Below are 20,283 nucleotides of genomic sequence, written 5' to 3' on the forward strand. Positions count from 1 at the left end.
GTCCCCCCCGGGGGGGCGGGGGCGGGGGGGGTGGGGGGGGGGGGCCGCCCCCGCCCCCGGCCGGGGGCTCTGCCCCCGGACCCCCGGAGTATTTTGGGAAAGATGAAAAGGGGCGTGGGTTTCTGCGGGGAACGGCTGCCCGGACGACAGGGAGACGACGATGCGCATTCTGTTTCGCTGGACCGTGATCATTTTCGCGCTGGACCAGGTGACCAAATGGCTGGTGTTGAGCTGGCTTGACCTGGCCAACCGGGGCGAGATCGACGTGCTGCCGCCGATCCTGAACCTGCGCATGGCGTGGAACTACGGCATCAACTTCGGGCTGTTGCAGGGCCACAGCGACACCGCGCGGCAGGTCCTGATCGCGGTGGCGTTGGGGATCGTGGCATTTGTGCTGTGGTGGGCCTGGCGTGAAAAGCTGAAACCGCTGGGCATGGCCTGTGCCGGAGTGCTGATCGGCGGCGCGCTGGGCAACGTGGTGGACCGGATGGTTTATGGGGCGGTGGCCGATTTCCTGAACATGTCGTGCTGTGGGATCGAAAACCCGTACGCGTTCAATGTTGCCGACGTGGCGATCTTTGCCGGGGCGCTGGGGCTGGTGTTTTTTGCCGACGGCAAAAAGGGCTCGTGACCTTGGTTGCGCATTCCGCTAAACCTTGGGCCGGAACGGAACGGAGGGGCCGATGACGGGGCCGCGCATCGTGATCTTGCTGGCAATTCTTGGGCTCGCCGCCTGTGGCGGGCGCGAGAGGGATATCACCCTGCATGACCTGCGGTCGAACAGCCGTTCGCCCGAGGAGTTTTCCATCCTGCCGGCCAAACCGCTGGAAGCCCCGGAAAGCTATGCCGCGCTGCCGGCACCGACGCCCGGCGGGGCGAACCGGACCGATCAGACGCCCATCGCCGATGCAGTGGCGGCCCTGGGCGGCAAGCCGTCGCGTTTGCAGGCAGAGGGCTATCCGGCGACGGACCGGGCGCTTGTGGCGCGTGCGTCGCGCTATGGGCTTCAGGGAACGATCCGCCAGCAGCTGGCGGCCGAGGACCTGGAATTCCGCAAGCGCAAGTCGCTGTTCACCTGGTCGGTCGTGCCGCGCGACGATTATTACCGTGCCTACAGGCGCGAAACGCTTGATCCTTATGACGCGCTGAACCGCTATCGCCGCGCCGGGGCGCGCACGCCGTCTGCGCCGCCGAACTGACCGGGTTCGCCCGCCGGCGACCGCGGGCTGTCACAATTTCGTTGAACCGGCTTGAACTTGGCGCCCTTGCGCGTAGCTTTGGCCTATCCGCAAAAGGGAGGCCCACATGAAGCGTCTTGCCGTCTGGTTGTCCGTTCTCGTCAGTCTTGCATCGCCGTTGGCGGCTGAGGGCAGCGACGCACAGGTCACGACTTTCTCGCTCGACAATGGAATGGACGTGGTGGTGATCGAGGATCACCGCGCCCCCGTTGTTGTCCACATGGTTTGGTATCGGTCCGGATCTGCCGATGAAACACGCGGTGTTTCTGGCGTTGCGCATTTCCTGGAACACTTGCTGTTCAAGGGCACCGATACCTTGGCGCCGGGCGAATTCAGTGCCAGGGTGGCCGAGAACGGTGGCAACGACAACGCCTTTACCAGCTATGACTACACCGCCTATTTCCAGCGTGTCGCCGCCGACCGACTGCCGCTGATGATGGAAATGGAAAGCGACCGGATGGTGAACCTGCGGCTGGATGAGGACGACATCCTGACCGAACGCAATGTCATCATCGAAGAACGCAACCAGCGGATCGAGAACGACCCGGGCTCGTTGTTCCGCGAACAGCGTATGGCGTCGCTTTATCTCAACAGCCCGTATGGCACGCCGATCATCGGCTGGCGGCACGAGATGGAAAACCTCGGGCTGCAGGATGCGCTGGCCTATTACCGGGAATTCTATGCGCCGAACAACGCGATCCTGATCGTCGCGGGCGATGCCGATCCCGAAGAGGTGCGCGCGCTGGCCGAAGCGACCTATGGCACACTGCCGGCCAATCCCGAGCTGCCCGTGCGTGCCCGCCCTCAAGAGCCGCCCCAAACCGCCGAACGACGGCTGGTGTACCGCGATGCGCGTGTGGCGCAGCCCTATGTCGTGCGCACCTATCTTGCGCCGGAGCGCGACGCCGGGGCGCAGGAAAAGGCCGCCGCGCTGGTGCTTCTGGCGGAACTCCTGGGTGGTGGGCAAACCGCTGTGCTGAACCGTGCGCTGCAGTTCGACAGCCAGACCGCGGTTTACACCAGCGCGTTTTATTCGCCGACCTCGCTGGATGACACCAGCTTTGGACTGGTCGTCGTGCCGGCCGAGGGCGTTTCCCTGCAACAGGCCGAAGAAGCGCTGGACCGGACTCTGGCCGAGTTCATGATCGACGGCATCGACCCGGCTCAACTGGACCGGATCAAGTTCCAGATGCGGGCGCAGGAGGTCTATGAACGTGACGACGTACAAAGCCTGGCGCAACGCTATGGCAGGGCGCTGACTGCGGGCCTGACTGTTGACGATATCCAGGCGTGGCCCGATGTGCTGCAAGCCGTCACCCCCGAAGACATCATGGCCGCGGCGCGCGAGGTGTTCGACCGCAAGCAATCGGTCACTGGCTGGCTGATGAAAGACGAGGAGATGACGCAATGAGAGTGCTTGTCATTGTTGCGGTCTGGGTGCTGACCGCGATCCCCGCGTTGGCCGAGGTCAAGATCCAGGAAGTGACCAGCCCGGGCGGTATCAAGGCCTGGCTGGTCGAAGAGCACTCGATCCCCTTCACCGCGCTGGAACTGCGGTTTCGTGGCGGCACCTCGCTGGATGCCGCTGACACGCGTGGCGCGACCAGTCTGATGGTGGCGTTGCTGGAAGAAGGGGCCGGCGACAAGGACGCGCGGGCCTTTACCGAGGCGAGCGAAGCGCTGGCCGCGAAATTCCGCTTTCGCCCCTATGACGACGCGGTGTCGGTCTCGGCCAGGATGCTGACCGAAAACCGCGACCAGGCCGTGGCGCTGCTGCGTGACAGCCTGGTGGCGCCGCGGTTCGACGCGGACGCCATCGAACGGGTGCGGGGACAGGTGATTTCTTCAATCCGGTCGGACCTGAAAGATCCGGACGCCATTGCCATGGCCCGCCTGGATGCGCTCGCCTTTGGGGATCATCCCTATGGCCACCCGACGGACGGCACCGAAGACAGCGTCGCCGCCCTGACCCGCGATGACCTGCTGAGCGCCCATCGTGGCGCGCTGGCCCGGGATCGAGTCTATGTCAGCGCCGCGGGCGACATCACCGCCGAGGAACTGGGTGCGCTTCTGGATACGCTGCTGGGGGACCTGCCGGAAACGGGCGCGCCGATGCCCGAGGACGTGCCGGTGGCCCTGACCGGCGGGGTCGATGTGGTGCCCTTTGATACGCCGCAATCGGTCGCGGTCTTTGCCCAGGAAGGTATCGCGCGGGACGATCCCGACTTCTTCGCCGCCTACGTGATGAACACGATCCTTGGCAACGGCGGGTTCGAAAGCCGCCTGATGGATGAGGTGCGCGAAAAGCGCGGGCTGACCTATGGTGTCTATTCCTACCTTGTTCCCAAGGATCATGCGGCGCTGTATCTGGGCCGGGTGGCGTCGGCCAACGAAACCGTTGCCGAGGCGATCAAGGTCATTCGTGACGAATGGGAAAAGATGGCCCGGGACGGTGCGACCGAAGCAGAGCTGACGCGGGTCAAGACCTACCTGACCGGGGCCTATCCGCTGCGCCTCGACGGCAATGCCTCGATCGCCGATATCCTTGTCGGCATGCAGATGGACGGTCTGTCGCCGGACTATGTCAATACCCGTAATGCCAAGGTCGAGGCGCTGACGCTTGACGACATCAAGCGCGTTGCGGCGCGCCTTCTGGACCCCGACACCCTGACCTTCGTGGTGGTGGGCCGCCCGGTCGGGCTGGAAACGCCCGGCTGAGAGGAGAGGAGGGGGCGCTGCCCCCTCTTGCCCGTGCCGGGCAATTCACCCCTGGAGTATTTCTGGAAAGATGAAAGAGAAAAGGCGGACCCTCGGGCCCGCCTTGCGGTCGTGTCCGGCGGCTGCCGTCAGGCCAGCAGGCCGGCGTGGCGCAGCGCGGCGTCGATGCGGTCGCGCACCGGCTGGGTCACCGGCAGCAGTGGCAGGCGCACGTCCTCGGCGCATTTGCCAAGGCGCGACAGCGCGTATTTTGCCCCGCTCACCCCCGGTTCCGCAAAAATGGCCTGGTGCAGCGGCATCAGCTGGTCCTGGATGTTCAGTGCTTTGGCGTAGTCGCCGGCCAGGCAGGCGTTTTGCAGGTCGGCACAAAGCCGTGGGGCCACGTTGGCAGTGACCGAGATGCAGCCGGTGCCGCCCTGGGCGTTGAACCCGTGCGCGGTGGCGTCTTCGCCCGAAAGCTGGATGAAATCCGGCCCGCAGGTGAGGCGCTGGGCGCAGACGCGGGCGAGATCGCCGGTGGCATCCTTGACGCCGACGACGCGCGGCAGTTTCGCCAGGTCGCCCATGGTGGCCGGGGTCATGTCGATCACCGAGCGGCCGGGGATGTTGTAGATGATGATCGGCAGGTCGGCGGCATCATGCGCCGCGGTGAAATGCGCGATCAGCCCTGCTTGCGTCGGCTTGTTGTAATAGGGCGTCACCACCAGCGCCGCATCCGCGCCCACGGCCTTGGCATGCTGCATGAAGCGAATCGTCTCGACGGTGTTGTTCGACCCGGCGCCCGCGATCACCGGCACGCGACCGGCAGCGGTTTTCACCACGCAGTCGACCACGGCCTCGTGTTCTTCGTGGGACAGGGTCGGGCTTTCACCCGTGGTGCCGACAGGGACCAGCCCGTGGCTGCCCTCGGCGATGTGCCAGTTCACCAGCTGTTTGAGCGTGTCGAAATCCACGGCGCCGTCCTTGAACGGCGTGACCAGGGCAGGCATTGATCCCTTGAACATCTCACGCTCCTATTTCGCTGTTGAAGTTCAATTTTCATGCGGATCCGCGCCACCTGCCGCGAAAGTGAGTTGAGTGCGGGAAGGCAGGCGGTATCCTTGCGGCGTGTCTATTCCTTTTCAGAGCGGAAATTGCAAGCTTATGTCGCGTCTTCTGGCCGTAGTTTTCTGTCTGATCGGCCTGGTCGCCGATGCCCAGCCCGCGGATCGTCCGCTGGCGCAGGCGCTGGCGGCGATGCGCGACGGCAACTGGGCCGGGGCCAAGATCGCGGCCCGTGGTGACGGGGCCGGGGCGGTCGATGTCATCACCTGGCACCACCTGCGCGCCGGGCTTGGCGATGCGGCAGAAGTGCAGGAGTTCCTGTCGCGCAACCCCGATTGGCCCGGCCTGCCCTACCTGCGCAAGAAAAGCGAAGAGGCGATGGCCGCCGCTTCCGATGCGGATGTGCTGGCCTTTTTCGCCGACGCGCCGCCGCAGACCGGGGCCGGGGCACTGGCCTATGCACGCGCGCTGGCGGCAAGGGGCGAAGACGGGGCCGCCAAGGCCGAGGTCGTTCTGGCGTGGCGTACCCTGGTGCTGTCGTCGTCGGAATGGCAGGTTTTCCTCGATCGTTGGGGCGAGGTGCTGAAACCGCATCACGCGGCGCGGCTGGACATGGCGCTTTGGCAGGGTTGGGAACAGAACGCCCGTGCGATGCTGACGCTGGTCGATGACGGCTGGCAAAAGCTGGCCGAGGCGCGGATGGCGTTGCGCGCGCTGGATGGGGGTGTCGATACCCGGATCGAGGCAGTGCCAGAGGCGTTGCTGAACGACCCCGGTCTGGCCTTCGAGCGGTTCTTGTGGCGGGTGCGCAAGGGCCGCGACAAGGATGCCATCGCGCTGCTGCTGGAACGGTCGGTCAGCCTTGCGTCGCTGGGAGAGCCCTGGGCCTGGGCCGACCGTCGCCGCGACCTTGCCCGCGAGGCGATGCGCGAAGGCCGCCCGGAAGAGGCGTACAAGATTGCCTCGACCCATTTCCTTGTCGAAGGCTCGGACTATGTCGACCTTGAATGGCTTTCGGGGTACATCGCCCTGCAACAACTGAAAAATCCGGACCTGGCGCGCGACCATTTCCAGCATTTCCTGGCCGCCGTGGAAACGCCGATTTCGCTGGGTCGGGCCGGCTATTGGCTGGGCCGCGCGGAAGAGGCGCGGGGCGACAAGGCCGCGGCAAAAGCGGCCTATGCCTTTGGCGCGCAATACCAGACGTCGTTTTACGGCCTGCTGGCGGCCGAGCGCGGCGGCATCCCGTTCAACGCGGCGCTGTCGGGCGACGCCGATCTGCCACCGTGGCGCGAGGCGGCCTTTACCCAATCGACGGTGTTCGAGGCCGCGATCCTGCTGCTGGCGGCGGGCGAACTCAGCCTGTCGGAACGGTTCCTGACCCATCTGGCAGAGTCGCTGGACCCGACCCAGATGGCGCAGATGGGCGATATGCTGGCCGAGTTGCGCCAGCCGCATATCCAGGTGATGCTGGGCAAGCGCGCGGCGCAATTCGGGGTGGAACTGCCCCGGCCCTATTACGCGTTGCATCCGATGGCCACGCGCGACCTGCCGGTACCGTCGGAACTGGCGCTGGCGATTGCCCGGCGCGAATCCGAATTCGACCCGTCGGTGATTTCCGTTGCGGGCGCACGCGGGTTGATGCAGGTCATGCCCGGCACCGCGAAAGAGGTCGCGGGCAAGCTGGGGCTGGACTATCAGGTGGGCAAGCTGACATCGGATCCCGATTTCAACGTGACGCTGGGCACCGCCTATCTGGCGGAACTGGCGAGTCGGTTCGGGGGCAACGCGGTGATGATCGCCGCGGCCTATAACGCCGGGCCCAGCCGCCCGGACCGCTGGATGGCGGAATACGGCGACCCGCGCACCGGGGCTGTCGACGTCATCGACTGGATCGAATTCATCCCTTTCGACGAGACCCGCAACTACATCATGCGCGTGACCGAAAGCCTGCCGGTTTACCGTGCACGGCTGGGGCTGGACCCACATCCGCTGCCGTTCAGCCAGGAACTGGCGGGCTCAACCCTTTTGCCGCGCGCGCCACAGGGTGAATAGACCCGCCGATACGATGATCGCCGCGCCGATCGCCACGTTGGGGCGCAGGACTTCGCTGAACACCACCATGCCGATGGCCGATGCGAAGGGCAGTTGCAGATAGGCAAAGGGCTGGACCGCGCTGGCCTCGGCCACCTCGTAACACCTTATCAGCGTGTAATGGCCCAGCGAGGCGGTCACGCAAAGCACCGCCATCCAGCCCCAGTCCTGCAGGCTCATCGGTTCCCAGAACCACAGGCCGATCGCGGTCATGAACACCGCGCCGGTTGTTCCGGTCCAGAAGAAACTGGTGGCGGCACTGTCCTGCCGGGCGACATAGCGCGTCAGCAGACCATATAGCGCGAACATCCCCGCCGCGATCAGCGGCACGATGGCCAGCGGCGAAATCACGCCCTTGTCGGGCTGCAGGATGATCAGAACGCCGATGAACCCCACGCCGATCGCCGCCCAACGCCGCCAGCCAACATGTTCACCCAGCACCGGCCCCGACAGCGCCGCGATCAGCAGCGGGTAGCAGGCAAAAATGGCGTGGGTTTCGATCAGCCCCATCCAGGTGAAGGCCAGGATCGTCACGATCACCTCGCCCGCCAGCAGAACCCCGCGAAACCCCTGAACCCAGGGCTGCCGGGTCCGCGCGGCGGCGCGCAAACCGCCGGGCTTGCGCGCGGCAATGGCCACGACGAAGGCGGCGAAGAACCAGTACCGGATCATGATGACCATGTAGACGTTGTACTGGTCCGCCAAATGGCGCGAGATCCCGTCCTGAGACGCGAAGATCATCGTGGTGATGACCATCAGCAGGATGCCGAGCCGGGGATTTGGGTCTGCCATGTCAGGCGCTCCGCGCGATGGTCATATGTCGTTTGCGCCCGTATCCCGGCACGCGGTCAACCGCAAGCCCGGCCTCGGCCAGCGCCCGGCGAATGCCGCCGGCCGCCGAATAGGTCGCCGCCGTGCCGCCCGGTGCCATGTGGCGCGCGACCTGGGCCAGCAGGGCGGGCTCCCAAAGTTCGGGGTTCTTCGCGGGCGAAAACCCGTCCAGGAACCAGGCATCGGCCCGGCCGTCCCAGGCCGGAACGGTGATGCGCGCATCTCCCGGGATCATCCGGAACGACAGGTCGGGCAGGGTGATTTCGGTCGCGCCGGCCTGCCAGTGCGGGGCCAGTTCCCTTGCAATCGCGTCCACCTCGGGAAAGCCTGCCTGTGCGCGCAGCATATCTGCGGCGGGCAGGGGGAATGCCTCGAACGTGGTGAAGTGCAGGACACCGGCCACCCCCGTCTGCCGCCACAGCTGAAGGCAGGCCAGCAGGTTCAGCCCGGTGCCAAAGCCAAGCTCGGCCACGTGGAACCCGTCGCGGAACCGTCCCGGTAAACCGTTGCCCGACAGGAACACGTGGCGGGTCTCTTCCAGTCCGTTTTCCAGCGAGTAATACGGGTCGTCAAAGCGCCGCGACACCGGCACCGTGTCATCGCGCCAGTCCACGCCCTTGCTCTGGTCGTCCATGCCGTAATTCCTTAAGAAGTGGGCTGAACCTAGGGGCGGATCGGGACAAAAGGCAATGGCCGAAATCACAGTCTATGGCGCGGGAATTTTCGGTCTGTCGGTGGCCTGGGCCTGTGCCCGGCGCGGGGCAAACGTGCAGGTGATCGACCCGTTCGGCGCGGGTGCGGGATCGTCCGGCGGGCTGGTCGGCGCGCTGGCCCCGCATGTGCCCGAGAACTGGAACGACAAGAAGGCGTTCCAGTTGGACAGCCTGTTGATGGCCGAAGACTGGTGGGCAGATGTGGCCCGCGCCGGGGAGCGCGATCCGGGCTATCTGCGCTCTGGGCGGTTGCAGCCCATCGCAGATGCCCGCGCGCTGGAGCTGGCCCATGCCCGGGCAGCGAGTGCCCGGGCGTTGTGGCAGGGCCGGGCCGATTGGCGCGTGGTTCCGGCATCGGAGTTCGGCGACTGGGTCCCCGCCAGCCCCACCGGCATGGTGGTCCATGACACGCTGACCGCGCGCATGTTCCCCCGTGCGGCGGGGGCCGCGCTGGTGGCGGCGCTGGCATCGCGGGGCGTTCCCGTGGTGGCAAAGGGCGACGCAAAGGGTCAGATCGTCTGGGCCACCGGCTGGCGCGGTTTGCTGGACCTGTCCGAACACTTGGGCAAGACCGTGGGGGCCGGGGTCAAGGGCCAGTCCGCGCTGTTTCGCCATGACGCCCGCGACCTGCCGCAGCTTTACGCCGACAGCCTGCACATCGTGCCGCATTACGACGGGACGGTCGCCATCGGCTCTACCTCTGAACGCGATTTCGACGATCCCGGTACGACGGATGCGCAATGCGACGACCTGATCGCCCGCGTCCGCTCTGCCCTGCCGGTGCTGCGAAACGCCGAGGTGATCGAGCGCTGGGCCGGTGTCCGCCCCCGCGCCAGAAGCCGGGCGCCGATGCTGGGGCCGTGGCCGGGCAGGCCGGGGCATTTCATCGCCAACGGCGGGTTCAAGATCGGCTTTGGCATGGCTCCCAAGGTGGGCGAAGTCATGGCCGATCTGTTGCTGGACGGGCGCGATGGCATTCCAGAAGGGTTCCGGGTCGAGGTGTCGTTGCGGAAGTAGCAGTCCCGCTATCCCAGCGCCGCCAGTTCCTGCGCCAGCCGGGCGATGCCTTCGTCGATCCGTTCCACCGGGATCGAACTGTAGCCCAGCCGATAGAAATTTCGCGGCGCGGGTGCTTCGCTGAAAAACGGCGCCCCGGGTTCGATCAGCACGTCGCGGGCGCGCAGCCGCTCTGCCAGAACTTCTGTATTCACACCTTCGGGCGCGCGCATCCACACCGACGATCCGCCGTGCGCGCCGCGTCCCGCGATCTCCAGCCCGTGACGGGCCAGCGCGTCCTCCATCACCCGGCGGCGTTGGTGCAGCGCCTTGGACATGCGGCGGATCAGGCTGTCGTAGTGACCAAGGCTCAGGAAATAGGCGGCGGTGCGCTGGATATGGCCCGGCGGATGGCGCAGTACGCTGGCACGCAGGGCGCGGGCTTCCCGGATGAACGGCGCAGAGCCGACAAGGTAGCCCAGCCGCAGCCCCGGGAACAGCGACTTGGAAAAACTGCCGACATAGATCACCCGCCCCTCGGTATCGAGACTTTTGAGCGCGGGCAGCGGCGGCTTCAGGAACGACATTTCGAATTCGTAGTCATCCTCGACCACCAGCGCCTCCATCTCGCGGGCGCGGTCCAGCAACACCCGCCGCCGGTCCAGCGGCATGGTCGACGAGGTCGGGCACTGGTGGCTGGGCGTGGTAAAGATCACGTCGGATTCATCCGGCAGCGCGTCCGGGTCCAGCCCGTTCTGGTCCACCGGGACCGGCACCATATGACACCGCGATTGCTGCAGGATATCCCGCAGTCCGGGGTAACAGGGGTTTTCCACCGCCGCCACGCGCCGTTGCGTCAGCAACACCTGCGCCGCCAGCCACAGCGCGTTCTGCGCGCCCAGCGTGATCAGGATCTCGTCCGGCTTGGCGATGATGCCACGGCGGGGCAGGGTGTGGCGCACGATGAATTCGATCAGGTCGGGATCGTCCTGATCATAGTAATCCCGCGTCAGCGCCGCGAAATCCCGCACCCCCAGCGCCTGCACCGCGCACAGTCGCCAGTTGGCATGGTCGAACAGTTGTGGATCGGCCTGCCCATAGATGAACGGATAGCGATAGCGCGCCCAGTCCTTGGGCCGGCTGACCCCCACCGCACCGGTGAACCGCTGACCGATGGCGTGGGTCCAGTCGACTTGGTCCTCGCCGCGTCGGGGGGCGTCGAACGCCGGGGGTTCAGGCGCGTTTTCGGACACATAGTACCCCGACCGCCCCCGCGCGCTGAGGTAATCGTTCGCCAGAAGTTCAGTATAGGCCAGCGTCACCGTGATCCGGCTGACGCCCAGATGATGCGCCAGCCGCCGCGACGACGGCAGCTTTTCCCCACGCCGGAACCGGCCGGACAGGATGCCCTCGGCCACCATTTGCTGGATACGGGCCTGCAAGGTGCCTTGCCCGTCGGGTGCAAGAAAGAAGGTCTCAACCGGGATCGCCATGGGGCAAAGCCTAGTCTGGTCTTACCTGTGGTGCAATCTGGACCGACGTGCTGGGAAAAGTGGCATCGAAATCCCGCAGTCCCTGCGGGGAAAAGCGCACAATTCTTGTGCCTTCGATCCGCCGCGCCCAGCCGATTTCCCCGATCCGTTGCAACATCGCCCGACCCAGGCTTCCGGCCAGGTGGCTGCGCCGTTCGCTCCAGTCCAGGCAGGGGCGGCACAGCGCAGACCGCCCGCGCGCGAGCGCGGCATGGTCTATACCGAAGGCCTCGACAAAGGCCGCGCCGGCCTCTGTCAACCCCAGCGCCTCGCCCTCTGCCCTCAGGAAACCGCGCGTCACAAGGGAATCGTACATCTGCGTACCGCGATCCCCCGCCAGGTGGTTGTAACAGACCCGCGCTTGCCGAAGTTCCGGGTCCTTTGGGCCGGGACGGGTGCGCAATTGCCCCTGTCCGGCGGCAAGGCCCATCAGCGCTTCCAGCACCTGTGCCACGTCCGGCGAGGCCAGTCGCAGGTACTTGTGCCGCCCCTGCTTTGCCTCTGCGATCAGGCCGCCGTCGCGCAGCCGGGCAAGATGCGAAGACGCGGTTTGCGGCGTTACCCCGGCCTCTGCCGCCAGTTCGGTTGCCGTCAGCGCACGGCCCGACATCAGCGCGGTCAGGATATTGGCCCGCGCCGGATCCCCGATCAGAGCTGCAATGCGCGCGATATCCGGTCCGTCTTTCATGCTTCGATCCTGATCGAAGCATTTGTGAGCGTCAATCTGCGATACCGGGGGCAGTCAACGAAAGGAACACCATGCTGACCTGTGTCATCCGCTATCACATCGATCCGACCAAGCGGGCGGAATTTGTCGATTATGCCCGGCGCTGGGGCCAGGCGATACCGCGTTGCGGTGCCGACCTGATCGGGTATTTCGCCCCGCACGAAGGGTCTTCGACCCTGGCCTATGGCATCTACAACATTCCCAACCTGGCCGAGTACGAGGCATACCGGGCCCGCCTCTCGGTCGATCCGCTGGGGGCGGAAAACTATGCCTTCGCGCAAGACAGGAAATTCATCTTGCGCGAGGACCGGACCTTTCTGAAACTGGTCAGCACACCACACGGGGGGCAATCATGATCGGCGTCATCTTCGAAGTCGAACCGGCCGACGGCAAGACCGAAGCCTATCTGGACATGGCGGCCAGGATGCGTCCGCTGGTGGAAGAGATCGAAGGCTTTATCAGCGTCGAGCGCTTCGAAAGCCTGACCAACCCGGGCAAGCTGCTGTCCTTGTCGTTCTTCGAAGACGAGGCCGCGTTGGAGCGCTGGCGACAGCTCGAGGCGCACCGCAAGGCGCAAAGCGCCGGGCGCAACAGCCTGTTTGCCGACTACCGCCTGCGGGTGGTGTCGGTGATGCGCGATTATGGCAAGACAGACCGGGACCAGGCCCCGGACGACAGCCGGGGCGTTCACGGCTGACGGTTACATCCCGTCAGGCAGGCGTTCGCGGAAGGTCCAGGCCTTGTCCAGGTTGCCCCAGTCGCAATAGCCCCAGGCCATCTGGATGCCGGGAAACCTGGAACTGTTGGCCAGTTCCAGCCGTCCCCAGTAATAGCTGCCCATCACCGGGTAATCACAGCGGTAATCCGACGAGTCCTCGGCCCAGTAGCCTTCGAAGACATGGTCGGTGAATTGCAGCCAGAACCGCCCGTTGTCATCGGTATAGGTGCCGATATAGCCGGGTCCGCCGGTCAGGACCCAGGTGTCGCCCCAGTTGGTGTCCCAGGCGCCGCCAAAGGATGCGATGGTGTCCCATTGCTGGGCGTGGGTCGCGGGCGCGGCAAGCAGGGCGGCAACAACCGCCGGGATCAGGTGTTTCATGAAAACGGCTCTCTCCAATCTTCCAAAGTCCGGGGAGTATAGACCGCGCAAGCCGTCTTTATACAAGAAAAACAAAAGGCCAGCCGCGAAGGCTGGCCCGTACCAATACGCATGAAAGCCGCGATACGGCTTAGTTCACGCTGTCCTTAAGAGCCTTGGCGACGGTCACCTTGACCACCTTGTCGGCCTCTTTCTTGAACTGTTCGCCGGTGGCGGGGTTCCGCACCATGCGCTCGGGGCGCTCGCGGCAATAGAACTTGCCCAGACCAGGCAGGGTCACGGCGCCGCCTTCGGCCACTTCGCGGGTCACGATTGCGGTCACGGCATCCAATGCAGCACCTGCGGTTTTCTTGTCGGTGCCCATCTCTTCTGCCAGGGCGGCCACAAGCTGGGTCTTGGTCATGGGTTTGGCCATGTTATGGTCTCCTTAAACTGCCCCAACGGGCCTCATTCGCCATATTTAAAGGGATGACGGGGGGGAACACAACGCATTGTGAGCATTCACATGCAGTTTTCCGATGATTTCGCCTGACGTTACCTTGCGTCAAAGGAAGGCGGTTTCGTCAAAGCTGCGCAGCTTTCGGCTGTGGATCCGTTCCAGTGGCATTTCGCGCAGCAATTCCATTGCGCGAATCCCGATCATCAGGTGCCGCGACACCTGTGTCGTGTAGAAATCCGATGCCATGCCGGGCAGTTTCAGTTCCCCGTGCAGGGGTTTGTCGCTGACGCACAGCAAGGTGCCGTAAGGCACCCGGAACCGGAACCCGTTGGCGGCGATCGTGGCGCTTTCCATGTCCAGCGCGACGGCGCGCGACTGGCTCAGGCGCTGCACCGGGCCACGCTGGTCGCGCAGTTCCCAGTTGCGGTTGTCGACGCTGGCGACGGTGCCGGTGCGCATGATCCGCTTCAGGTCATAGCCGTCCAGCTGGGTTTCCTGTGCCACCGCCTGTTCCAGCGCCACCTGGATTTCCGCCAGTGCCGGGATCGGCACCCAGACCGGCAGATCGTCGTCCAGCACCTTGTCCTCGCGCAGATAGGCATGGGCCAGCACGAAATCCCCAAGGCTTTGTGAATTGCGCAGGCCCGCGCAATGGCCGACCATGATCCACGCATGCGGACGCAGCACGGCAATGTGGTCGGTCGCGGTCTTGGCGTTCGACGGGCCGACCCCGATATTGACCAGCGTGATCCCCGCGCCGCCCGGCCGTTTCAGGTGATAGGTCGGCATCTGCGGCATCTTCGGGCTCTGCGGGATCTCGGCCTCCGGGTCGGTGATCTCGACGTTCCCGGTGCTGACAAAGCTGGTATAGCCACTGTTCGGATCGGCCAAGACCTTGCGCGCATAGGCTTCGAATTCGCTGACATAGAACTGGTAGTTGGTGAACAGCACATGGTTCTGGAAATGCGCCGGGTCGGTCGCGGTGTAATGCGCCAGCCGGGCCAGCGAATAATCCACCCGCTGCGCGGTGAACGGCGCCAGCGCCTCGGCCCCGTCGGCGGCGGGCTTGGCCACGCCATTGACGATGTCATCGTTGGTCGTGCTCAGGTCCGGCACGTCGAACACGTCGCGCAGGTTGAAATCGGCCGCGCCTTCCTGCGGCACCGTCATGCCGGGATGCGCGGCCACCGCGAAATGCACCGGGATCGGTGTCTCCGACGGGCCAACCTGCACGGCGACATCATGGTTGCGCAGCAACAACCCGATCTGTTGCAGCAGGTAGTTGCGGAACAGGTCGGGCCGGGTGACGGTGGTGGCATGGATCCCCGGGGTCGAGACATGGCCAAAGCTCAGCCGGCTGTCGACCTGGGTATAGCTGGTCGTGGTCAGCCGTATCTCGGGATAGAACGCGCGCAGCCGCACGCCGGGATGGCCGTTGCGCATCGCGTCGGTGAACCGGTCGCACAGAAAGCCGGTCGACTGGTTATACAGCTCGACCAGGCGGTCAACTGCGGCGGCGGCGGAAAAGAAACTCTCGTGCTCGGGGAGCCTGGGACTCACGACCTCAAGGTTGATCGGGCGATCTTGCATGTCTGCCTCTCGTTTATCGTTGGCGCTCACGTTGACAGCATAGGGGAGCTGGATCAAGCTGAGATGAAAGGTAAGAGGTGCTGCCATGGATTACGACACCGTCCCGGCCGCGGACTTCGGTGCATCGCTGCGCGGGCTGGGCCTGAACATCGTGGTGCGGGACGTGCGGGCGCAGGTGGCGATGCTGACGGCCATGTTCGGCATGCACGCGTACCGCGTCAGCGCCGATTTCGCCATCCTGCGCTACGGTGCCCAGGTTTTTCAGCTCCATTCCGACAAGACTTATGGACAAAACCCGTTGCTGGGCCTTCTGCCGGAAAACCCGCCGCGCGGCGCAGGCATCGAACTGCGGCTCTACGACACCGATCCAGATATCGCGGCAGACAAGGCCGAGTCACATGGCATGACCCTCCTGCAACCGCCCACCGACAAGCCGCATGGTCTGCGCGAATGCTACCTGCTCTGCCCCGACGGCTACGCGTGGATCCCGTCGCGGGTGCTATAGGGCTGGGGCGCGCCCATGGCCGACGTGCATCGCATTTGACAGCCCGCCGCCGCCGCGCCACTCTGTCCGCAACCGACAGGAGGCCCCGATGAACGCACCCAACCCGATCGCCAATATCGAACACTGGCAGGAACGCGTCGACCTTGCCGCCGCCTTCCGCTGGACCGCGCGGCTCAACCTGCACGAAGCCGTCGCCAACCATTTCAGCCTGTCGGTGAACGACAGCGGGACAAAGTTCCTGATGAACCCCAACCAGGTACACTTCAGCCGAATCCGCGCTTCGGACCTGTTGTTGATCGATGCCGACGACCCCGAAACCATGCAAGGCCCGGATGCACCCGATCCGACCGCGTGGGGCCTGCACGGCGGGCTGCACCGGCATTGCCCGCACGCGCGCTGCGCCATGCATGTGCATTCGATCTATGCCACCGTGCTGGCCTGCCTCGAGGACCCGGTTCTGCCCCCGGTGGATCAGAACTCGGCCATGTTCTTCAACCGCCAGGTGGTCGATGCCCACTATGGCGGGTTGGCCTTCGAGGACGAAGGCGAACGCTGCGCGCGACTCTTCAACGATCCGAAGAAGAAGGTGATGATCATGGGCAACCACGGCGTCATGGTGATCGGTGACACGGTCGCGGAAACCTTCAACCGGCTGTATTACTTCGAACGCGCCGCCGAAACCTACATCAAGGCCCTGCAAACCGGAATGAAACTCAAGGTCCTGTCCGACGAGATCGCGGAAAAGACCGCGCATGAAATCGAGACTTACCCCGAACAGGATGTCCGCCACCTCGCAGAGCTGAAGGCGATCCTGGATGAAGAAGGGTCGAACTACGCAACCTGAGCGCGCGCGTGGCGGCGCCGGAATTCGAGTATTTATTGGAAAGATGAAAGCAGAAGAACGCTTCCTTTCATCTTTCTACAAATACTCATTCGGCCTTTCAGCCCGCGCGCAGGCCGGTTTCGACAAGCATCCCGCGCCGCTTGGCCTCGTAATAATATCCCTTGGCGTACCACATGATTGCCCTGTCCTGACTGCCATCGGCAAGCAGCCACGCGCCGCGCAGGTATTTCCCGGCGTATTTCAGGTTGGTTTCCGCATCCAGAAGATCGCGCGGTTCGCCGCGGAACCCCATGGTGCGGGCGGTTTGCGGCAGGATCTGCAACAGGCCGTAGTATGGCCCGTTCCGGGCGGCCGGATTGTGCGTGCTTTCGCGGATCGCAAGACGGTGCACCAGCGACCGGGGAAGTTCGTACTGGTCGGCATATTTGTTGATCAGGCGACGCAGTTCCGGCGTCTCGTTGGGATAAAGCGGCGGTTCGCTTTCGCGCCGTGGCGGGGCGGTGCGGCGGGAACGGCGGCCACAGGCGGCCAGCGCGGCAAGCGAGATCAGGATGGCGGTTCGGCGGGTATAGCTGTGCATCAGGGCCCTCGTTCTTTGCGCGTTGCTTACCCGACCGTGTGGAATGTGCCAGTGGGGAAATCCCGTCTTGGCAACCCTTTGCCTATGCCTTGCGGAAGGTCGCCAGAAACGCGGTGTCGTCGCGGTGTTCGCTCGACCCGCCCGGGCCATAGATCGCCTGTTCCGGCAGCGTCAGATCGGTGATCGGCAGCGTCGCCAGCGTGGCCTCGAACCCATGGGCGGCGTAATGCGCGGCATTGATCGACAGAACCACCCAGCCGCCCGGCGCCACCACACGCAGAACCTCGGTCAGCGCCTCTGGCCCGACGTGCCCATGGGTGAAGGTGCCGGAACTGACCGCCCCGGCATAGGCTCCGTCGCCAACCGGCAACCGGCCCAGCAGGTCGCCGGTGAAACAGCGGCGGTAGACGCCCTTCGCTTCGGCCTGTTGCAGCATCTCTGTGGAAAGGTCGGTGCCGTCCACCGGCCCGATCCCCTGCCGCGCCAGCGCCAGCCCGCAAAGCCCGGTGCCCGCGCCAAGATCGAGCACCGGTCCGCGACCGATCCGGGCAAACGCATCAGCCACCAGTGCCGGCAGGCGGTAGTCCATGTCCTGCGCGAAATCGCTGTCATAGCTTTCCGCCCAGTCGGCATAAAGCTTCAGGTTGTCGTCGCGGCCCTGCAAGGCATAGGCGGCGCCAAGGTCGGGTTTCCGGTCTGTCATGCCCGCAGAGTAGCGCGGCGCGGCGCGTCGGGAAAGGGGGGTGTCCCTGCGTTCAGGCCGCGTCGAAATCCAGCACCAGCCTTTCGCTGGTCGGCCGGGTCTGGCAGGCCAGCACAAAGCCCGCGTCCTGTTCCCAGGGTTCCAGCGAATAGTTCACCGCCATCTCGGCGCTGCCTTCGGCAACCTTGCAGCGGCACGTGCAGCACATGCCCCCCCGGCAGGAATAGGGCAGCTCCAGCCCCTGCCGTTCGGCGGCGTCCAGCACGGTGTCGTCCTGTGCGCCCATCTCGAACCGGCGGGTGATCCCGTCCAGCACGACCTCGACCGCGACGCCCCCGGCGGCGGCGGCCTCGGCAGCGGCGGATCGTGCCGGGCGCGGGCCGTCTTCCTCGGTGTAGAACCGTTCGAAATGCACCCGTTCGGGGGCGATGCCTGCACCGGTCAGCGCGGTTGACACATCGTCGATCATTTCACCTGGGCCGCACAGGAACACGCCGTCGGCGCCGGTCAGGTCGACCGCGCCCGCGCGTCCCAGTGCCAGCACCTTGTCGCCTGTAATACGCCCGTTCAGCAGCGCCACGTCCTGTTCTTCGCGGCTGAGCACATGGATCAGGGTGAACCGTCCCATGTAGCGGTCCTTCAGCGCCTCCAGCGCCTCGCGGAACATGATCGAGCCGCTGTCGCGGTTGCCATAGATCAGCGCCACCTCGGCCCCGCGTGCCAGCGCGGCCCCGGCAATCGCCACCATCGGCGTGATCCCCGACCCCGCGGCAATCAGCACGATCCGGTCTTCGTCACGCAGCACGAACCGGCCTTCGGGTGGCATCACCTTGATCACGTCGCCGGGTTTCAGCCCCTGGGCAAAGGTCGAAAACGTCCCGCCCTCGACCCGCTTGACCCCCACGGTCAGCGGCTGCCCGGGCAGCGAGGCGATGGAATAGGACCGGCGGACATCTTCCCCGCCCACCTCGGACCGCAGGGTCAGGTATTGGCCGGGTGTCCAGGCCATGCCTTCGGTTCCGGCAAGCGTGATCGCAACGCCGTCGCGGCCTTCGGGGCGGATATCGGCAATGGTCAGGTCCTGGAACATGGGCGGCCTCAGATACATTTGAAATAGTCGAAGGGTTCGGAACAGGCGCGGCACTGGTACTGCGCCTTGCAGGCGGTCGAGCCGAATTCGCTGATGCGGATTGTATCGCGGCTGCCGCAGCGCGGGCAGGTCACTTCTGTTTCGCCGAACAGCGCCATCTTGCCGACGGCGCCTTCGGGCGGGGCGATGCCATAGGCGCGCAGCTTTTCGCGCCCCGCGTCGGTGATCCAGTCGGTGGTCCAGGCAGGCGAAATCACCCGCTCGATCCGCGCCTCGAACCCGGCGTCGCGCAGCGCGACCTCGATCGCCATCTCGATCGCCAGCGTCGCGGGGCAGCCGGAATAGGTGGGGGTGACACCGGCCACGGCCACCCCGTCCTCCATCCGCACCCAGCGCAGAATGCCCAGGTCGGCCACCGTGACGCAGGGCACTTCGGGGTCCGGCACCGCGGCCGCTGCGGACCAGGCGTCGGTCACCACGTCACCCCGGGCATCGACCGGTGCAGCGACTGCATCTCGGCCAGCATATGTCCCAGGTCCTCGCCATGCAGCCCGGCGCGCCCGCCGGTCTGCGGATAAAGGACCTCAGGCAGCACCAGTTGCGCCTCGGCAAAGACATGGGCGATGGTCGCCTCCCACTCGGCCCGCACCGATGCGCGGTCGGGCAGCGCGTCCAGCCCGGCGTTGGCGCCGTTCTCGAACAGTTCCGCCACGTAGATCGACAGCTCTTCGACGGCCTCGCGCATCCGGCGCGCGCTTTCCTCGGTGCCGTCCCCCAGGCGGATCACCCATTCCCCCGCGTGGCGGATGTGATAGGCCATCTCCTTGACCGCCTTGCCGGCCACACCTGCGATCACCGCGTCGGAACTGGCCATTGCGGCGCGCCAATAGGGCTCCATGAAGGCGGCAAAAAACAGCTGCCGCAGCATGGTCTGGGCGAAATCGCCGTTCGGCCGCTCGACCAGCAGCAGGTTGCGATACTCCCGCTCGTCGCGCAGATAGGCCATCGCGTCCTCGGACCGCCCCAGGCCTTCCAGCGTCGCGGCGTAATCATACAGCGTGCGTGCCGTGCCGATCAGATCCAGCGCCATGTTGGGCATGGCCAGGTCTTCCTCCAGCATCGGCGCATGGCCACACCATTCCGACAGCCGGTGGCCCAGCACCAGGTGGTCGTCCGCCAGTTCCAGAACCGCGTTCAGCAGGGTCATCACATATGCCCCACTTCTTCGGGGATCTCGTAGAACGTCGGGTGGCGATAGACCTTGCCCGCCGTCGGCTCGAAATTCTCGCTCGCCTGGTCGGGGTCCGACGCGAAAATATCCGCCGACTGCACCACCCAGATCGACGTGCCCTCGCCCCGCCGGGTATAGACATCCCGCGCGGCGTTCAGCGCCATGACCTCGTCAGCAGCGTGCAGGCTGCCGACATGCTTGTGGCTCAACCCGTTGCGGGGCCGAATGAAGACTTCCCAAAGCGGCACTTCCAGTGTCATGGCGCGCTCCTCCTGCGTCTTTGGTTTTCAAAATACCTCGGGGTGAATT

At 65.3% G+C, this 20,283-nt stretch carries 24 protein-coding genes; 10 read left to right on the top strand and 14 right to left on the bottom strand.

Going from position 1 to position 20,283, the window contains the following annotated elements; genetic code table 11:
* The first annotated feature begins 160 nt into the window (after positions 1-160).
* From lspA to VK792_RS16395, 4 genes are all read left to right on the top strand, one after another.
* Positions 161-631 carry a signal peptidase II gene (gene lspA, locus VK792_RS16380; RefSeq protein ID WP_326298945.1) on the top strand — a complete coding sequence of 157 codons (471 nt, stop codon included), beginning with the start codon at positions 161-163 and terminating at the stop codon, positions 629-631.
* A gap of 52 nt (positions 632-683) precedes the next feature.
* The gene (locus tag VK792_RS16385) at positions 684-1,199 is read left to right on the top strand and encodes a DUF3035 domain-containing protein (protein WP_326298946.1); all 516 of its coding nucleotides are present in this window, start codon (positions 684-686) and stop codon (positions 1,197-1,199) included.
* A gap of 106 nt (positions 1,200-1,305) precedes the next feature.
* Positions 1,306-2,649 (top strand): M16 family metallopeptidase, encoded by a 1,344-nt coding sequence (locus VK792_RS16390; protein ID WP_326298947.1) that lies wholly within the window; start codon positions 1,306-1,308, stop codon positions 2,647-2,649.
* Positions 2,646-3,956: a M16 family metallopeptidase gene (locus VK792_RS16395; RefSeq protein ID WP_326298948.1), complete on the top strand. Its 1,311-nt coding sequence runs from the start codon at positions 2,646-2,648 to the stop codon at positions 3,954-3,956. Before VK792_RS16390 ends, VK792_RS16395 begins: the two co-directional genes overlap by 4 nt.
* 128 nt (positions 3,957-4,084) lie before the next feature.
* Here the strand turns inward: VK792_RS16395 and dapA are convergent, their stop codons facing one another.
* Positions 4,085-4,960, bottom strand: coding sequence for a 4-hydroxy-tetrahydrodipicolinate synthase (dapA, locus tag VK792_RS16400; RefSeq protein WP_326298949.1), 876 nt, complete (start codon positions 4,958-4,960; stop codon positions 4,085-4,087).
* Between the two features lie 139 nt (positions 4,961-5,099).
* On the opposite strand from dapA, the gene VK792_RS16405 reads away from it, so the two are divergent.
* On the top strand, positions 5,100-7,055 hold the full coding sequence (locus VK792_RS16405) for a lytic transglycosylase domain-containing protein (protein WP_326298950.1): 1,956 nt from the start codon (positions 5,100-5,102) through the stop codon (positions 7,053-7,055).
* Here VK792_RS16405 and VK792_RS16410 read toward each other — a convergent pair.
* Both VK792_RS16410 and mnmC2 read right to left on the bottom strand, forming a co-directional pair.
* Positions 7,020-7,886 (bottom strand): DMT family transporter, encoded by an 867-nt coding sequence (locus VK792_RS16410; protein ID WP_326298951.1) that lies wholly within the window; start codon positions 7,884-7,886, stop codon positions 7,020-7,022. The genes VK792_RS16405 and VK792_RS16410 overlap by 36 nt on opposite strands.
* Position 7,887: 1 nt before the next feature.
* Positions 7,888-8,559 (bottom strand): tRNA (5-methylaminomethyl-2-thiouridine)(34)-methyltransferase MnmC2, encoded by a 672-nt coding sequence (gene mnmC2 / locus VK792_RS16415; RefSeq protein WP_326298952.1) that lies wholly within the window; start codon positions 8,557-8,559, stop codon positions 7,888-7,890.
* 55 nt (positions 8,560-8,614) lie between these two features.
* On the opposite strand from mnmC2, the gene VK792_RS16420 reads away from it, so the two are divergent.
* The gene (locus tag VK792_RS16420; protein ID WP_326298953.1) at positions 8,615-9,655 is read left to right on the top strand and encodes an NAD(P)/FAD-dependent oxidoreductase; all 1,041 of its coding nucleotides are present in this window, start codon (positions 8,615-8,617) and stop codon (positions 9,653-9,655) included.
* 8 nt (positions 9,656-9,663) lie between these two features.
* Here the strand turns inward: VK792_RS16420 and pdxR are convergent, their stop codons facing one another.
* Positions 9,664-11,127 (bottom strand): MocR-like pyridoxine biosynthesis transcription factor PdxR, encoded by a 1,464-nt coding sequence (gene pdxR / locus VK792_RS16425; protein WP_326298954.1) that lies wholly within the window; start codon positions 11,125-11,127, stop codon positions 9,664-9,666.
* A 10-nt stretch (positions 11,128-11,137) separates the two neighbouring features.
* Positions 11,138-11,854, bottom strand: a complete 717-nt coding sequence (locus VK792_RS16430; RefSeq protein WP_326298955.1) for an ArsR/SmtB family transcription factor — start codon at positions 11,852-11,854, stop codon at positions 11,138-11,140.
* Between the two features lie 71 nt (positions 11,855-11,925).
* Here VK792_RS16430 and VK792_RS16435 point away from each other — a divergent pair, with 71 nt between their 5' ends.
* Complete coding sequence (locus VK792_RS16435; RefSeq protein ID WP_326298956.1) at positions 11,926-12,249, top strand: NIPSNAP family protein; 324 nt, start codon at positions 11,926-11,928, stop codon at positions 12,247-12,249.
* Positions 12,246-12,590, top strand: coding sequence for an antibiotic biosynthesis monooxygenase family protein (locus VK792_RS16440; protein WP_326298957.1), 345 nt, complete (start codon positions 12,246-12,248; stop codon positions 12,588-12,590). The genes VK792_RS16435 and VK792_RS16440 overlap by 4 nt, the downstream gene beginning before the upstream one ends.
* Before the next feature lie 3 nt (positions 12,591-12,593).
* On the opposite strand, the gene VK792_RS16445 is transcribed toward VK792_RS16440, so the two are convergent.
* From VK792_RS16445 to VK792_RS16455, 3 genes are all read right to left on the bottom strand, one after another.
* The gene (locus tag VK792_RS16445) at positions 12,594-12,992 is read right to left on the bottom strand and encodes a hypothetical protein (RefSeq protein WP_326298958.1); all 399 of its coding nucleotides are present in this window, start codon (positions 12,990-12,992) and stop codon (positions 12,594-12,596) included.
* Between the two features lie 130 nt (positions 12,993-13,122).
* Complete coding sequence (locus VK792_RS16450; protein WP_326298959.1) at positions 13,123-13,407, bottom strand: HU family DNA-binding protein; 285 nt, start codon at positions 13,405-13,407, stop codon at positions 13,123-13,125.
* A 129-nt stretch (positions 13,408-13,536) separates the two neighbouring features.
* Complete coding sequence (locus tag VK792_RS16455; RefSeq protein WP_326299000.1) at positions 13,537-15,021, bottom strand: AMP nucleosidase; 1,485 nt, start codon at positions 15,019-15,021, stop codon at positions 13,537-13,539.
* Between the two features lie 85 nt (positions 15,022-15,106).
* On the opposite strand from VK792_RS16455, the gene VK792_RS16460 reads away from it, so the two are divergent.
* Both VK792_RS16460 and VK792_RS16465 read left to right on the top strand, forming a co-directional pair.
* Positions 15,107-15,526, top strand: coding sequence for a VOC family protein (locus VK792_RS16460; protein WP_326298960.1), 420 nt, complete (start codon positions 15,107-15,109; stop codon positions 15,524-15,526).
* 88 nt (positions 15,527-15,614) lie between these two features.
* Positions 15,615-16,370: a class II aldolase and adducin N-terminal domain-containing protein gene (locus tag VK792_RS16465; protein ID WP_326298961.1), complete on the top strand. Its 756-nt coding sequence runs from the start codon at positions 15,615-15,617 to the stop codon at positions 16,368-16,370.
* A 97-nt stretch (positions 16,371-16,467) separates the two neighbouring features.
* Here the strand turns inward: VK792_RS16465 and VK792_RS16470 are convergent, their stop codons facing one another.
* The 6 genes from VK792_RS16470 to paaB form a co-directional block, all read right to left on the bottom strand.
* The gene (locus tag VK792_RS16470; protein WP_326298962.1) at positions 16,468-16,950 is read right to left on the bottom strand and encodes a lytic transglycosylase domain-containing protein; all 483 of its coding nucleotides are present in this window, start codon (positions 16,948-16,950) and stop codon (positions 16,468-16,470) included.
* 82 nt (positions 16,951-17,032) lie between these two features.
* Positions 17,033-17,653, bottom strand: a complete 621-nt coding sequence (locus VK792_RS16475) for a class I SAM-dependent DNA methyltransferase (RefSeq protein ID WP_326298963.1) — start codon at positions 17,651-17,653, stop codon at positions 17,033-17,035.
* A gap of 52 nt (positions 17,654-17,705) precedes the next feature.
* Positions 17,706-18,743, bottom strand: coding sequence for a 2Fe-2S iron-sulfur cluster-binding protein (locus tag VK792_RS16480; protein ID WP_326298964.1), 1,038 nt, complete (start codon positions 18,741-18,743; stop codon positions 17,706-17,708).
* Between the two features lie 8 nt (positions 18,744-18,751).
* Positions 18,752-19,219 (bottom strand): 1,2-phenylacetyl-CoA epoxidase subunit PaaD, encoded by a 468-nt coding sequence (gene paaD, locus VK792_RS16485; protein ID WP_326298965.1) that lies wholly within the window; start codon positions 19,217-19,219, stop codon positions 18,752-18,754.
* Positions 19,216-19,950 (bottom strand): 1,2-phenylacetyl-CoA epoxidase subunit PaaC, encoded by a 735-nt coding sequence (gene paaC, locus VK792_RS16490; RefSeq protein WP_326298966.1) that lies wholly within the window; start codon positions 19,948-19,950, stop codon positions 19,216-19,218. Before paaC ends, paaD begins: the two co-directional genes overlap by 4 nt.
* Positions 19,950-20,234, bottom strand: a complete 285-nt coding sequence (gene paaB / locus VK792_RS16495) for a 1,2-phenylacetyl-CoA epoxidase subunit PaaB (RefSeq protein WP_326298967.1) — start codon at positions 20,232-20,234, stop codon at positions 19,950-19,952. Before paaB ends, paaC begins: the two co-directional genes overlap by 1 nt.
* Positions 20,235-20,283: the final 49 nt, after the last annotated feature.

Origin of the sequence: Mesobacterium hydrothermale (assembly GCF_035818635.1) — a bacterium.
Lineage (GTDB): Bacteria > Pseudomonadota > Alphaproteobacteria > Rhodobacterales > Rhodobacteraceae > Mesobacterium_A > Mesobacterium_A hydrothermale.

Excerpts from the sequence above, each read along its gene's own strand:
- VK792_RS16420 (WP_326298953.1), top strand. The coding sequence starts at position 8,615 with ATGGCCGAAATCACAGTCTATGGCGCGGGAATTTTCGGTCTGTCGGTG.
- VK792_RS16450 (WP_326298959.1), bottom strand. The coding sequence starts at position 13,407 with ATGGCCAAACCCATGACCAAGACCCAGCTTGTGGCCGCCCTGGCAGAA.
- VK792_RS16465 (WP_326298961.1), top strand. The coding sequence starts at position 15,615 with ATGAACGCACCCAACCCGATCGCCAATATCGAACACTGGCAGGAACGC.
- VK792_RS16390 (WP_326298947.1), top strand. The coding sequence starts at position 1,306 with ATGAAGCGTCTTGCCGTCTGGTTGTCCGTTCTCGTCAGTCTTGCATCG.
- pdxR (WP_326298954.1), bottom strand. The coding sequence starts at position 11,127 with ATGGCGATCCCGGTTGAGACCTTCTTTCTTGCACCCGACGGGCAAGGC.
- VK792_RS16440 (WP_326298957.1), top strand. The coding sequence starts at position 12,246 with ATGATCGGCGTCATCTTCGAAGTCGAACCGGCCGACGGCAAGACCGAA.
- VK792_RS16480 (WP_326298964.1), bottom strand. The coding sequence starts at position 18,743 with ATGTTCCAGGACCTGACCATTGCCGATATCCGCCCCGAAGGCCGCGAC.
- paaC (WP_326298966.1), bottom strand. The coding sequence starts at position 19,950 with ATGACCCTGCTGAACGCGGTTCTGGAACTGGCGGACGACCACCTGGTG.
- VK792_RS16475 (WP_326298963.1), bottom strand. The coding sequence starts at position 17,653 with ATGACAGACCGGAAACCCGACCTTGGCGCCGCCTATGCCTTGCAGGGC.
- VK792_RS16410 (WP_326298951.1), bottom strand. The coding sequence starts at position 7,886 with ATGGCAGACCCAAATCCCCGGCTCGGCATCCTGCTGATGGTCATCACC.
- VK792_RS16445 (WP_326298958.1), bottom strand. The coding sequence starts at position 12,992 with ATGAAACACCTGATCCCGGCGGTTGTTGCCGCCCTGCTTGCCGCGCCC.
- mnmC2 (WP_326298952.1), bottom strand. The coding sequence starts at position 8,559 with ATGGACGACCAGAGCAAGGGCGTGGACTGGCGCGATGACACGGTGCCG.
- dapA (WP_326298949.1), bottom strand. The coding sequence starts at position 4,960 with ATGTTCAAGGGATCAATGCCTGCCCTGGTCACGCCGTTCAAGGACGGC.
- lspA (WP_326298945.1), top strand. The coding sequence starts at position 161 with ATGCGCATTCTGTTTCGCTGGACCGTGATCATTTTCGCGCTGGACCAG.
- VK792_RS16455 (WP_326299000.1), bottom strand. The coding sequence starts at position 15,021 with ATGCAAGATCGCCCGATCAACCTTGAGGTCGTGAGTCCCAGGCTCCCC.
- VK792_RS16460 (WP_326298960.1), top strand. The coding sequence starts at position 15,107 with ATGGATTACGACACCGTCCCGGCCGCGGACTTCGGTGCATCGCTGCGC.
- VK792_RS16435 (WP_326298956.1), top strand. The coding sequence starts at position 11,926 with ATGCTGACCTGTGTCATCCGCTATCACATCGATCCGACCAAGCGGGCG.
- VK792_RS16395 (WP_326298948.1), top strand. The coding sequence starts at position 2,646 with ATGAGAGTGCTTGTCATTGTTGCGGTCTGGGTGCTGACCGCGATCCCC.
- VK792_RS16430 (WP_326298955.1), bottom strand. The coding sequence starts at position 11,854 with ATGAAAGACGGACCGGATATCGCGCGCATTGCAGCTCTGATCGGGGAT.
- paaB (WP_326298967.1), bottom strand. The coding sequence starts at position 20,234 with ATGACACTGGAAGTGCCGCTTTGGGAAGTCTTCATTCGGCCCCGCAAC.
- VK792_RS16405 (WP_326298950.1), top strand. The coding sequence starts at position 5,100 with ATGTCGCGTCTTCTGGCCGTAGTTTTCTGTCTGATCGGCCTGGTCGCC.
- VK792_RS16385 (WP_326298946.1), top strand. The coding sequence starts at position 684 with ATGACGGGGCCGCGCATCGTGATCTTGCTGGCAATTCTTGGGCTCGCC.
- VK792_RS16470 (WP_326298962.1), bottom strand. The coding sequence starts at position 16,950 with ATGCACAGCTATACCCGCCGAACCGCCATCCTGATCTCGCTTGCCGCG.